This is a genomic window from Wenxinia marina DSM 24838, assembly GCF_000379485.1.
GTDB classification, from domain to species: domain Bacteria; phylum Pseudomonadota; class Alphaproteobacteria; order Rhodobacterales; family Rhodobacteraceae; genus Wenxinia; species Wenxinia marina.
Genome location: NZ_KB902314.1, coordinates 1 through 12,488, shown reverse-complemented (window position 1 = coordinate 12,488; position 12,488 = coordinate 1). Strand labels below are relative to the sequence as shown.

The window sequence follows — 12,488 nt, the reverse complement described above, 5'->3', positions numbered from 1 at the left end:
CGCCCCGGCGGCGCCTCGGACGGCCCGTCAGGGGGGCCGACCGGCACGGCCGCCGGACCACCGCGATCGCGATGCACCTGCCGTGACCGATGCGCCACGCGCGAGCGTGGTCGTGGTCAGCCGCGGCCGCCCCGACGCGCTCGTCCGGTGCCTGCGGGGGCTCTCGCAGCTGACCTACCGGCCGTTCGAGGTCGTGGTCGTTGCCGATCCTGCGGGCATGCAGGCGGTATCCGCGGCGCCCTGGGCCGCGCGGGCGCGGCTGGTGCCGTTCGACATCCCCAACATCTCGGCCGCACGGAACGCGGGCATCGAGGCCGCCGCAGGCGAGATCGTCGCCTTCATCGACGACGACGCCGTGCCTGAACCGACGTGGCTGACCGCCCTCGCAGCGCCGTTCGCGGAGCCCGCCGTCACGGTCGCCGGCGGGCCGGTGCGCGGCCGGAACGGCATCTCGTGGCAGTGGCGCGCCCGCGACATCCTCGCCACGGGCGAAAGCGTGCCGAGAACGGAGCCGGGCGGCGTGGAAATCCTCGCCGGCAGCGCCGGGCGGGCGCCCAAGACCGAGGGCACCAACATGGCGGTGCGCCGCCAGACTCTGGCGGCCGCCGGGGGCTTCGACCCGGCCTTCCGGTTCTACCTCGACGAGGCGGACCTGAACCTGCGTCTGGCCGCGGCCGGGGGTCTGACCGCCTGGGTCCCGGCTGCCGAGGTGCACCACGGCTATCTCGCCAGCGATCGCCGCGGCGCGGACCGGACCCCCCGCGACCTGACCCAGATCGGCGCGAGTCTCGCCGCGTTTCTCCTGCGGCACGCACCGCGAACGGACCTTGCCGCCGCCCATGCGTCGGAACGGCTGGCGCAGCGGCGGCGGCTTCTCGGTCACATGGTCGCCGGGCGGCTGGAGCCGCGGGACGTGGCACGGCTGCTGGCCGGGTTCGATGCCGGCTGGGCCGACGGTGCGACGCGGACGCCCGTCCCGCGCCCGGCGCTGGCCGGCGCTGCCGGCCCCTTCCGTCCCTTCCTCGACGGGCCGCCCCGACCGCCGCGGATCATGGCCGGCCGGTCCGTTCGGGCACGGGCGCATCTGTCTCGCGCCCGCGCTGTGGCGGCGGACGGAACGCCGGTCAGCCTCTTCCTCTTCTCGCCCACGCTTCGCTACCACACCGTCCGCTTCGATCCCGCCGGGGTCTGGATCCAGCAGGGCGGTCTGTTCGGCCGCGCCGAGCGGTCGGAACAAGTCTGGAAAATGTGGCGTTTCGGATCCAGACTGTCGAAGGAAGCGGCGCGCGTCGCCAGGGTGCGGGGTTTGGCCCTCTCTGACGGCAGTGAGATGACCGAACGTCAGAAAGAGAGCGATTGACGCCATTTTTCTGACATGCGGCCCATCTAGCCGAAGATTGTTAACCGGCCGGGCGGGTGGCGGATGGGCGCTGGCGCCGCGGTCGGGATGGAGAGGGCACAAATGAACAAACGCGTCACGAAAGCCGTATTTCCCGTCGCCGGGATGGGCACGAGGTTCCTTCCGGCCACCAAGGCCGTTCCGAAGGAGATCATGACCCTCGTCGACCGGCCGCTGATCCAGTACGCCATCGACGAGGCCCGCGCCGCCGGCATCAGCGAATTCATCTTCGTGACGTCCCGCGGCAAGTCCGCTCTCGAGGACTACTTCGACCACGCGCCCGAACTGGAGCAGAAGCTGCGCCGCGACGGCAAGGACGAGCTGCTCGAGACGCTGCAGACCACCAACATGGATTCCGGCGCGATCGCCTACATCCGCCAGCACAAGGCGCTGGGCCTCGGACACGCCGTGTGGTGCGCCCGCCGGCTGATCGGCGACGAGCCCTTCGCGGTGATCCTGCCCGACGACGTCATCGCGGCGGAGCGGCCCTGTCTCGCGCAGATGGTCGAGGCGCATGCCGAGAGCGGCGGCTCGATGGTCGCGGCGATGGAAGTGCCGAACGAGAAGACCTCGTCCTACGGCATCCTCGACGTGAAGGACGACAAGGGCGACCTCGTCTCGGTCAGGGGCATGGTCGAGAAGCCGAAGGGCGGCGACGCGCCGTCCAACCTCGCCGTCATCGGCCGCTACATCCTGACGCCCGAGGTCCTGAAGAACCTCGACAGGATCACGCCGTCCGCCGGTGGCGAGCTGCAGCTGACCGACGCCATCGCGATGGAGATCCAGCAGGGCCGCGACGTGTTCGGCTACCGCTTCCGCGGCGAGCGCTTCGATTGCGGCTCCAAGGCCGGCTTCCTGCAGGCGACCGTGGCGTTCGGCCTTGCCCGTCCGGATCTGCGCGACGAGTTCGGCGCGTTCCTGTCCGAGATGACGAACGTCCGCAAGGCGGCCGAGTAAGGCCAGCCCGCGATTGACCGCGCCGGCCCGCTGCCTCGACCTGACGCGCCTCACGGCCCGGGCGGGGCGGGCTCTGACCGGCGTGGATCGGGTCGAACTGGCGTATCTCGACAGGTTCCTCCGGTCGGACGTGCCCCTGTGGGGGCTCGTCCGGACGCGGATCGGTTTCCTTGTTCTGGATCGGCGCGGCCTGCGAGAAGCGCGGCCGCGACTCGCCGGAGAGGTGGAATGGCCAACGGCAGACCTTCTGTCCCGCCTCAGCTGGCGGCACGCTCCGGCCCGGGCCCGGTCCGAGGCCGGCATGCGGCGGCTGGCGGTCGCCCGCCCCTCGCGGGCGGGGCTGGGGCGCCGGCTCGCGGCGCTGATGTCCCCGGGGACCGCCTTCTTCCAGACCGGGTTGATGAACGTGACGCCGCGAACCCTCGCGGCCTTCCGCCGGGTGCCGGAGGCGAAGGTGGCGGTGCTGGTGCACGACACCATTCCCCTCGATCTCCCGGACTATGCGCGGCCGGGGGCGGGCGCGCGCCTGCAGGCGCTGCTGGACGTCGCGGCCAAGGCGGACCTGATCCTCTGCCCGTCCTCCGCGGCGGCAGGCTCGATCCGGAGGCACCTGCCGTCCGCGGTGCCCGTCCGTCCCGCGCCGCTCGGCCTGACGCCCGCGAGGGCGGATCCGTCCGCCTTGCCAGCGGGCCCGGATCTCGCCGCGCCGTATTTCGTCGCGGTGGGCACGATCGAGGCGCGCAAGGACATCGGCCTTCTCCTCGACGTGTGGGAGGCGCTGCCGGAGCCCCGGCCGCACCTCTACCTGTGCGGCGCCCGGGGCTGGCGGGTGGAGGCGGAGACGGCGCGGCTCGATGCCGGCGTACCAGGCGTGACCGAACTGCCGGGACTGACAGATGGCGCGGTCGCGGCGCTTCTGCAGGGCGCGCGGGCGCTCCTCTTCCCGTCCCGGGCCGAGGGGTTCGGCCTGCCGCCCTTCGAGGCGCTGGCGCAGGGCACGCTGCCGGTCTGCGCGGATCTCGCCATATGGCAGGAGCATCTCGGCGACAGGGCCGTGTACCTTGCGCCGGGAGACCGCGATCTCTGGCGGCGCACGGTCGAACAGCTCGCAACCGCGCCGAAACGAGACGTCCCCGTCGGAGCCTTGCCGGACTGGGACACCCACTTCAGCCTCGCGTTAACCGCCGGATGGTAGGCGGGATCGAGAACCTGCGCCCCGCGGGACGGCTGGAGATGTGGCGGTGAGCGTCTGGCAGCAATACCGCCTCCGGCTGGAGCGCAAGCGATGGCGCGTGCGGGCGTGGCGCAAGCGGCGCGAGCTGACGGCGGTGGAGGACCGGACGGCCCGTATCGCCCCCGGCGACATCCTCGTCTTCTCGACCTTCCGGAACGAGGACGTGCGCCTGCCCTGGTTCCTCGACTATTACCGCCGACTCGGCGTCGGGCACTTCCTCATGGTCGACAACGCCAGCGACGACGGCGGGCGCGAGTTCCTCGCGGGTCAGCCCGACGTGTCGCTGTGGACCACGGACGCCAGCTACAAGCGGTCCCGCTTCGGCGTGGACTGGCTGAACTGGCTGCTGCGCCGGCACGGGCACGGGCACTGGTGCCTGACGGTCGATCCGGACGAGCTGCTGATCTATCCGTTCTGCGACACCCGTCCCCTCCGCGCGCTGACCGACTGGCTGGACGCGTCGTCGATCAAGTCGTTCTCGGCGATGCTCCTCGACATGTACCCCAAGGGCCGGCTGGACGGGCAGCCGTACCGGCGGGGGTCCGACCCGCTGGAGATCGCCCAGTGGTTCGACAGCGGCAACTACGCCATCGAGCGCAACCACCGCTTCGGCAACCTGTGGATCCAGGGCGGGCCGCGGGCGCGGGTGTTCTTTCCCGAGACGCCTGCCTTGGCGCCCGCCCTGAACAAGATCCCGCTCGTGAAATGGGACCGCCGCTATACCTACGTCAGCTCGACCCACATGCTGCTGCCGCGCGGCCTGAACCTCGTCTACGACGAATGGGGGGGCGAGAAGGCCTCGGGCCTGCTGCTGCACACCAAGTTCCTCGACACGTTCGGCGGCAAGGCGGCGGAAGAGCTGTCGCGGGGCCAGCATTACGGCGCCAGCCGGGAGTACCGGGCCTATGCCGGCCTCGGCGCGGACAGCCCGGATCTCTGGTGCAAGTGGTCCGAGAAGTACATCAACTGGCGCCAGCTCGAGATCCTCGGTCTCATGTCCAAGGGGAACTGGGCATGACCTCCACCCTCGGCGTCGTGATGCTGATCCACACCGCCTTCGACCGGGCGGAGCAGGTTATCCGGCAGTGGGCCGCCGCCGGCTGCCCGGTCGTGGTGCACGTGGACGCCCCGGTGCCGGCCGAGCGGTTCGACGCCTTCCGCGCCCGCGTCGCCGACCTGCCGGACGTGCGCTTCTCGCCGCGCTTCCGCTGCGAGTGGGGAACCTGGGGCATCGTCGCCGCCAGCCAGTGCGCGGCCGACCTGATGCTGGGCGAGTTCCCCGACGTCCGGCACGTCTACCTCGCCTCGGGCTCGTGCCTGCCGCTGCGGCCGGTGGCCGACCTCGTCGCCTATCTCGACGCCCGCCCCAACACCGACTTCATCGAGAGCGCGACGACGGCCGACGTGCCCTGGACCGTGGGCGGCCTATCGGAAGAGCGCTTCACGATGCGGTTTCCGTTCTCGTGGCGGCGGCGGCGGCGGCTGTTCGACTGGTATGTGCGGGTGCAGCGCCGCCTCGGCCTGCGGCGGACGATCCCGGACGGCATCGTGCCGCACATGGGCTCGCAATGGTGGTGCCTGACGCGCCGCACGCTGTCGGCGATCCTGACGGCGCCGGAGCGGCCGGTCTGGGACGGCTACTTCCGCAAGGTCTGGATCCCGGACGAGAGCTACTTCCAGTCGCTCGCGCGCCTGTTCTCGGAACGGATCGAGAGCCGGTCGCTGACCCTCGCCAAGTTCGATTTCCAGGGCAAGCCGCATATCTTCTACGACGATCACCTGCAGCTGCTGCGCCGGTCCGACTGCTTCGTCGCCCGCAAGATCTGGCCCCACGCGGACCTGCTGTACGACACCTTTCTCGGCACCCAAGGGTCCGCCATGGCCTCGGGAGAGCCGAACCCGGGCAAGATCGACCGCATCTTCGCCAAGGCAGTCGACCGCCGGACGCGGGGCCGGCCCGGTCTCTACATGCAGTCGCGCTTTCCGAACCCCAACTGGGAGAACGGCCTGACGACCGCCCGGTACTCGGTGTTCGAGGGCTTCTCCCACCTATTCGAGGATTTCGAGACCTGGCTCGCGCGGGCCACCGGCACGCGGGTGCACGGTCATCTCTTCGCCCCGGAGGGGGTGGAGTTCGAGGGGCGGCAGCCGACCTTCTCGGGCGCGCTGCCCGCCGACGCGGCGCTGCGCGACCGCAATGCCTGGATGTTCCTGACCAGCCTGATCTGGAACACCCGCGGCGAGAGGCAGTGCTTCCAGTACGGACCGATGGACAATCAGGACGTCTCGTGGCCGATCGCCAAGGATCCGAACGCCGACGTCTCGGTCATCTCGGGCGCATGGGCCGTTCCGCTGTTCCGGTCGAACCTCGACTTCGCCGAACTGCGGGTCCAGGCGGCGCGCCTGCAACGGATCGAAGCCGAGCATATCAAGGCGCTGCGCTCGTCCTACGCCAAGGCGCGGGTGCGGATCTGGACGATGGCCGATTTCGTCGAGGCGCCGATGGAGGCGCTGCAGGGCATCGTCGACGAGATCGGGCAGAGCAGCCGTCGCCGGCTGGCCGAGGTGCCGCGCATGGTCGATCTGGGCGGGTTCGGCCAGTTCCTGCAGAATCTCAAGAACCAGGGAATGCACCCCTATCTCATGGGCGATTTCCCCGTGGCCGGCGGCAGCGGCGGGACCCAGCCGCCCAAGCGCAAGCCCTACCTGGTGAAGTGATGGCCTTCGCGTACTTCGTCGTTCTCGCCGGGATGCGGACCGGCTCCAACTTCCTCGAGGCGAACCTGAACGCGCTGGACGGGGTGGAGTGCCACGGCGAGGCGTTCAACCAGGCATTCATCGGCTATCCCAACCGCACCGAGATTCTCGGCATAAGCCGGGAGGCGCGGGATTCCGATCCGACGCGCCTTCTGTCGGCGGTGAGGGACCAGCCGGGTACGCTCGCCGGTTTCCGCTATTTCCACGACCACGATCCGCGGGTCCTGCGGCCGATCCTCGACGATCCGGCCTGCGCCAAGATCGTGCTGACGCGCAACCCGATCGAAAGCTACATCAGCCGCAAGATCGCGTCGGCGACGGGCCAGTGGAAGCTGACGAACGTCAAGCACGCGCGTGCCGAGCAGGCAGAGTTCGACGGCGCCGAGTTCGAGGCGCACCTGACCGAGGTGCAGGGCTTCCAGGTGGAGATCCTGTCGCGCCTGCAACGGACGGGGCAGACAGCGTTCTACGTCGACTACGAGGATCTGCAGGACCTCGAGGTGATGAACGGCCTCGCCACGTGGCTCGGCGTGCCGGCGCGGCTGGATGCCCTCGACCGCAAGCTCAAGAAGCAGAACCCCGAGCCGATGGAGGGCAAGGTCGCCAACTTCGCCGGCATGGCGGAGGCGCTGGCCCGGCTGGACCGATTCAACCTGAGCCGCACCCCGAACTTCGAGCCGCGGCGCGGGCCCGCTATTCCGACCTACCTCGCCGCGGCGCGGACGAGCCTGCTGTTCCGGCCGCTCCGGTCGGGGCCGGAGGCCGCGGTCGCGGCCTGGCTGACGGAGCTGGACGGGCAGGCACCCGTGGGGAACTTCACCTATCGCACCTTGCGGCAGTGGATGGCCGAGCGGCCGGGGTACCGCAGCTTTGCCGTGCTGCGGCACCCGCTCGCCCGGGCGCACGCCGCCTTCTGCGAGCGGATCCTGGCGCGCGGGCCCGGCAGCTTCCCCGAGATCCGGCGCAATCTCGGCCGGACCTTCGGGCTGGAGCTTCCGGACGATCCGGCCGACGCGGGCTACGGTCCGGCGGAGCACCGGGCCGCCTTCGCGACGTTCCTGACGTTCCTCAAGGCCAATCTCGGCGGGCAGACCAACATCCGCACCGACCCGGCGTGGAGCAGTCAGGCGGCGCTGCTGGAGGGGATGGCGGGCTTCGTCCCGCCGGATGCGCTCCTGCGGGAGGACGAGCTGCCCGAGGCGCTGCCGGCGCTCGCGCGGCAGGTCGGCCGGGAAGACGCGCCCGCCTTCGCGCCGCCGGTCGACCCCAACCTGCGGCTGCTGGCGGCCATCCGGGACGACGAGATCGAGGCGCTGGGCCGGGCGGCGATGGCCCGCGACTACCTGTCCTTCGGCTTCGGCCCCTGGCGGGGCTGAGCCTCAGGCGGCCTGGTTCGCCGGCGCCTCGGTCAGGATCGCGTGCAGGGTGCTGGGGTCCGAGTTCGCGCGCAGCTTGGCGCAGGTGTGCGAATCGCGCATCGTCCGGCTGACGAGGGCGAGCGCCTTCAGGTGCTCGACCCCCGCGTCCGCCGGCGCCAGCAGGGCGAAGACGAGGTCGACCGGCTGGCGGTCGACCGCGTCGAACTCCAGCGGCTTCTCGAGCCGGACGAACAGGCCGCGCACCCGGTCCAGCCCCTCCAGCCGGGCGTGCGGCAGCGCGATGCCGTCGCCGACGCCCGTGGGGCCGAGGCCCTCACGCTCCATCAACGCCTCGGCGACGCTGTCGGCCTTCAGCCCGAAGAGGGCGGCCGCCATGTCGCCGAGGTCGTGGAAAAGGCGCTTCTTGCTGCTGGTGGCGCCCAGAATCCGGACGCCGTCAGCGCGCAATAGCTCTGCAAGTTGCATCGACTGTCCTGTTCGTCGCCTGCCCGGCTCAGTTCGTGGTCCGCGGGTCGATCCAGCCGATGTTGCCGTCGTCGCGGCGGTACACCACGTTGATCCCGCTGTGCTTCTCGTTCCTGAACACGAGGACCGGCGAATGCGCCAGCTCCATCTGCATCACCGCCTCGCCGACCGAAAGGGAGGGAATCGTCGATTCCGTCTCGGCCACAATGATCGGCGTCCAGTCGGTGTCGCCCTCGCCTTCACCCTCGTCTTCCGTCGGCGCGAGGATATAGGAGCCGGCCGCCGAGAGTTCAACCGGCCCGGGACGTACCTTGTGATGGTCCTTCAGCCTGCGTTTGTAGCGCCGCAACTGCTTGTCCATCTTCTCGCAACAGGCCTCGAACGCGGCGTAGATGTCGGGCGCGGCGCCCTTGGCCTGGGCGGTCAGCCCGGTCGACAGGTGCACCACCGTTTCGCAGACATGCTCGTGCCCCGACTTCGAGAAGACGACGGTCGCCTCGGTCGGGCGTCCGGCATATTTCTCTAGCGTCTGGCCCAGCTCGGTCTCGACATGGGTCGAGAGCGCCTCGCCGATGTCGATCTGCTTGCCGCTGATCTGGTAACGCATGGCTCCTCCGTGAAAAAAGCCCGGGTTCGGGCCGTCGTGCCGCCGCCGTCGGGCAACGGAATCGGTGGTGCGGAGAGGGACGTCCCGCAGGCCTCCATGACCGGCGCGGACCCTTTGTGCGGGGCCGCGGCGTCGGTCGGGGCGCTGGGCGGGATCGTCATCCCCCTCATTCGGCCCGAAGGCCGGCCGCCTGTCAACTCGCGCATCGCGGGAGGGGCGGGGTGCGTCATCAGTGCACGCGAAAGCCCTGGCCGAGGTAGACGCGGCGGACGTTCTCGTCCCGCACGACCTCGTCCGCGGTGCCGGACATCAGAACCGCGCCGTCGTTCAGGATGTAGGCGCGGTCCACGATCTCGAGCGTCTCGCGCACGTTGTGGTCGGTGATGAGGACGCCGATTCCCCGGTCCTTGAGGTCGTGGACGAGGCCGCGGATGTCGCCCACCGCGATCGGGTCAACACCCGCGAACGGCTCGTCCAGCAGCACGAACGACGGCCCGGCAGCAAGGCAGCGGGCAATCTCGCACCGACGTCGCTCGCCGCCGGAGAGCGCCAGCGCGGGGGCGCGGCGCAGGTGCCCGATGGAAAAGTCCGACAGCAGCTCCTCCAGCCGCTCGCGGCGGGCGTGGGGGTCCTTTTCGGCGACCTCGAGAATCGCGAGGATGTTGTCCTCGACCGACAGGCCGCGAAAGATCGACATCTCCTGCGGCAGGTATCCGATGCCCAGCCGGGCGCGGCGGTACATCGGAAGCGCGGTGACGTCGCGGCCGTCGATCAGGACCTGCCCGCCCTCGGGCTGGATCAGGCCCGCGATGCAGTAGAAGCACGTCGTCTTGCCCGACCCGTTGGGACCCAGCAGCGCCACCACCTCGCCCCGGTCCAGCGACAGCGACACGTCGCGGATCACCGGCCGCTTGCGATAGCTCTTGCGCAGGCCGCGGATCGCGAGGCCGCGGTCCCCTTCGGTGACGGAGAAGCCGCTCACGGGGTCCCCTGCGGGGCGAGAACGGTTCGGACCTGCCCGTCCAGCTGCGCGGTGCCGGTCGTCAGGTTCACGACCATCCGGTTCGCCGACAGCGCGTTCGCGCCCTGGGTGAGCAGGACCTCGCCCGTCAGCGTCAGCGTGCCGGCCGTCAGGTCGTAATCCGCCGCCTGCGCCTCGGCCGCCTCGGTGGGGGTGACGAAGGTCACGCCGCCCGAGGCGCGCAGTCGCGCGATCTCGCCCGACGCTTCGGAGTAGACGACGATCACCTCGGCCGCGGCGAGGCGCAGGTCGCCCTGGCCGATGACGACGTTGCCCGAGAACCGCGCCTCGCCGGTCTGCTGGTCCACCGACAGGGATTCGGCGGTGACCTCGACGGGCAGCGAGGGGTCGGCGTCGATGCTGCCGAGGTTCAGGTTCGTCTGGGCGGCCGCGGCCTGGCAAAGGGCCAGAAGCGAGAGGAAGGCGAAGGCGCGGATCACGGGCGGTCTCCTGTCCGGTCGGGTCTGTATATAAGGCGCACGCCGCCGCTGAACATCAGGCGGGGCCCGCCTTCGGCATTCTCGACGCTCATCCGCGCCGCCGTCAGTTCGCCGAACGGCGCATGCACCTCCAGCGGGCCGAGCGACCGCAGCGTGCCGGCGCCGAGGTCGGCCTCCAGGCCCGCCGTCTCCATGCTGTAACCGTCCGAGGTGTCGACGCGGGCGAGGCCGGTCAGCTGCGCGGTCCGGGTCGCTGCGTCATAGGCGCCGGTCTCGGCCGACAGCTCGAACCGGCGGCCGTCGGGCATCGACATCTCGGCCGCGAGCTTCGTGGCGGTGAAGGACTGGGTGTCGCCGTCGACGGGACGCATCTCGCCCGCCCGCATCGAGATCACCGCGCCGTTGCGGCCGATCCCGGCGAAGGCGGGGGCGGTCACCCGCGGCTCGCGCGCGATCGCCTCGACGTCGGAATAGCGGATGTCGGGGTCGGGGCCGCCGGTGCGGGCGAACAGGAACAGGGTCGACAGCAGCGCCAGCGCGACCAGCGGCAGCGCCACCTTGGCGGCGGCCACGACGCGGGTATGGGCGTCGCCGGCCTGCGTCACGTCGGGCCGCGCCAGCGCGCGACGGGGAGGCGGCGCGCCATCAATGCGAGAAGATGTCCTCGTCCGGCCAGCCGGCGAGGTCGAGTTGCGCCCGGACGGGAAGGAAGTCGAAGCAGGCCTGCGCGAGTCCCAGCCGGCCCTCCCGCTGCAGCATCCCCTCCAGCGCGTCCTTCAGGCGGTGCAGGTACAGCACGTCCGACGCCGCGTAGTCGAGCTGCGCCTCGGTCAGCTCGGCCGCGCCCCAGTCGGACTGCTGCTGCTGTTTCGAGACGTCGACGTCGAGGAGGTCGGCCAGCAGGATCTTGAGCCCGTGCCGGTCGGTGAAGGTGCGCGTCATCTTGGACGCGATCTTGGTGCACCAGACCGGCTGCGCCAGCGCGCCGAAGGTGTGATACATCGCCGCGATGTCGAAGCGGCCGAAATGGAACAGCTTCAGCACCGAGGGGTCGGTCAGCATCCGCGCCAGGTTCGGCGCCTCGGTCTGGCCCGGCGCGACCTGCACCAGGTGGCAGTTGCCGTCGCCGCCCGACATCTGCACCAGGCACAGCCGGTCGCGGTGGGGCCGCAGGCCCATCGTCTCGCAGTCGATGGCCACGACCGGCCCGAGGTCCAGCCCGTCCGGCAGGTCGCCCTTGTAGAGATGGTTCGCCATCCGGCCCTCCGTTGGTCGCCCCCCTGTCTCACAGCAGGGGTAAAGGAACAATGCCCGGTCAGAGCTGCCCCTCGGTCTCGATGTGGATCACCGTGCCGCAATGCTTGCAGTGGACCGCGTCGTGGTCGTGCAGCTTGAGCCCGCAGACCGTGCACTCCTGATGCACCTTGTTCGGCCGGAACAGGACCTGCGCCAGCCGCAGGAACAGCGTCACGCCGACGATCATCACCACCACCGACAGGAGGCGCCCGCCTGTCCCCTCGAGCGTGATGTCCCCGAATCCCGTCGTCGTCAGCGCGGTGACGGTGAAGTAGAGGGCATCGGCATAGTTCGAGATGTCGGGATTGCCGCGGTGCTGCGTGGCGTAGATCAGCCCCGTCATCACGAACAGGAAGACCAGCAGGTTCACCGCGGCCAGCACCACCTCCTCGTGCCGCCAGAAGCCGGGGACGTCCCGGCGCAGCCGGTCGAGCAGCTGGTAGGTGTGCAGCAGGCGCAGGGTGCGCAGCACCCGCAGGAACCCGAACCCCTCGCCCGCGATCGGGGCGAGGAACGAGACGATGGCGACGATGTCGGTCCAGGTCGACAGCCGCAGAAGCGTCCGCCGGTCCCCTTCGACCCACAGCCGCATCAGGAAATCCGCGAGGATGACCGTTCCGAAGACCAGATCCACCGCCTCGATCCAAGGCTCCGAGGGGACGAAGCTCGTGACGACGACGAACAGGATCGTCAGCAGATCGAACGCCAGCAGCCCGTAGCGGAAGCGGTGCGCGCGGTCAGAGTCGCCGGTATAGAGGGTGCGGATGGTCCCGAGCATGCCGCCGATCCTAGCCCGAAGGTCGGGGCGGCAAAGGCCGATGTGATCTGCGGGGGAGTGGTGCCCAGGAGAGGACTCGAACCTCCACGTCCTTTCGGACACTGGCACCTGAAGCCAGCGCGTCTACCAATTCCACCACCTGGGCAGGTCGTGTG

Annotated in this window: 13 protein-coding genes and 1 tRNA gene; 6 read left to right on the top strand and 8 right to left on the bottom strand. The window is 70.3% G+C overall.

Annotated features, from left to right (window positions below):
* The first annotated feature begins 82 nt into the window (after positions 1–82).
* The 6 genes from A37W_RS22420 to A37W_RS0118220 all read left to right on the top strand — a co-directional run bounded on the left by A37W_RS22420 (position 83) and on the right by A37W_RS0118220 (position 7,723).
* Entirely contained in the window at positions 83–1,360 is a 1,278-nt protein-coding gene (locus A37W_RS22420; RefSeq protein ID WP_047772131.1) for a glycosyltransferase family 2 protein, read from the top strand.
* 102 nt (positions 1,361–1,462) lie between these two features.
* Complete coding sequence (gene galU / locus A37W_RS0118240; protein WP_018304490.1) at positions 1,463–2,356, top strand: UTP--glucose-1-phosphate uridylyltransferase GalU; 894 nt, start codon at positions 1,463–1,465, stop codon at positions 2,354–2,356.
* Positions 2,357–2,369: 13 nt separating this feature from the next.
* A complete protein-coding gene (locus A37W_RS0118235; RefSeq protein ID WP_018304489.1) occupies positions 2,370–3,551 on the top strand; it encodes a glycosyltransferase in 1,182 nt (393 codons plus the stop codon).
* Positions 3,552–3,597: 46 nt separating this feature from the next.
* On the top strand, positions 3,598–4,608 hold the full coding sequence (locus tag A37W_RS0118230; RefSeq protein ID WP_026198595.1) for a glycosyltransferase family 2 protein: 1,011 nt from the start codon (positions 3,598–3,600) through the stop codon (positions 4,606–4,608).
* Positions 4,605–6,308, top strand: coding sequence for a DUF5927 domain-containing protein (locus tag A37W_RS0118225; protein WP_018304487.1), 1,704 nt, complete (start codon positions 4,605–4,607; stop codon positions 6,306–6,308). Before A37W_RS0118230 ends, A37W_RS0118225 begins: the two co-directional genes overlap by 4 nt.
* Complete coding sequence (locus tag A37W_RS0118220) at positions 6,308–7,723, top strand: hypothetical protein (protein ID WP_018304486.1); 1,416 nt, start codon at positions 6,308–6,310, stop codon at positions 7,721–7,723. The genes A37W_RS0118225 and A37W_RS0118220 overlap by 1 nt, the downstream gene beginning before the upstream one ends.
* A 3-nt stretch (positions 7,724–7,726) precedes the next feature.
* Here the strand turns inward: A37W_RS0118220 and A37W_RS0118215 are convergent, their stop codons facing one another.
* From A37W_RS0118215 to A37W_RS0118180, 8 genes are all read right to left on the bottom strand, one after another.
* Positions 7,727–8,191: a PTS sugar transporter subunit IIA gene (locus tag A37W_RS0118215; RefSeq protein ID WP_026198593.1), complete on the bottom strand. Its 465-nt coding sequence runs from the start codon at positions 8,189–8,191 to the stop codon at positions 7,727–7,729.
* Positions 8,192–8,219: 28 nt separating this feature from the next.
* Complete coding sequence (hpf, locus tag A37W_RS0118210; RefSeq protein WP_018304484.1) at positions 8,220–8,798, bottom strand: ribosome hibernation-promoting factor, HPF/YfiA family; 579 nt, start codon at positions 8,796–8,798, stop codon at positions 8,220–8,222.
* Positions 8,799–9,027: 229 nt separating this feature from the next.
* Complete coding sequence (lptB, locus tag A37W_RS0118205) at positions 9,028–9,780, bottom strand: LPS export ABC transporter ATP-binding protein (protein WP_018304483.1); 753 nt, start codon at positions 9,778–9,780, stop codon at positions 9,028–9,030.
* Positions 9,777–10,259 (bottom strand): LptA/OstA family protein, encoded by a 483-nt coding sequence (locus A37W_RS0118200; RefSeq protein WP_018304482.1) that lies wholly within the window; start codon positions 10,257–10,259, stop codon positions 9,777–9,779. The genes lptB and A37W_RS0118200 overlap by 4 nt, the downstream gene beginning before the upstream one ends.
* Positions 10,256–10,864 (bottom strand): hypothetical protein, encoded by a 609-nt coding sequence (locus tag A37W_RS0118195; RefSeq protein WP_018304481.1) that lies wholly within the window; start codon positions 10,862–10,864, stop codon positions 10,256–10,258. The genes A37W_RS0118200 and A37W_RS0118195 overlap by 4 nt, the downstream gene beginning before the upstream one ends.
* 40 nt (positions 10,865–10,904) lie before the next feature.
* Entirely contained in the window at positions 10,905–11,516 is a 612-nt protein-coding gene (locus tag A37W_RS0118190; protein ID WP_018304480.1) for a ribonuclease D, read from the bottom strand.
* A gap of 58 nt (positions 11,517–11,574) precedes the next feature.
* Positions 11,575–12,333 carry an ion transporter gene (locus A37W_RS0118185; protein ID WP_018304479.1) on the bottom strand — a complete coding sequence of 253 codons (759 nt, stop codon included), beginning with the start codon at positions 12,331–12,333 and terminating at the stop codon, positions 11,575–11,577.
* A 58-nt stretch (positions 12,334–12,391) separates the two neighbouring features.
* Positions 12,392–12,478 (bottom strand) — tRNA-Leu (locus tag A37W_RS0118180).
* Between the last annotated feature and the right edge of the window lie 10 nt (positions 12,479–12,488).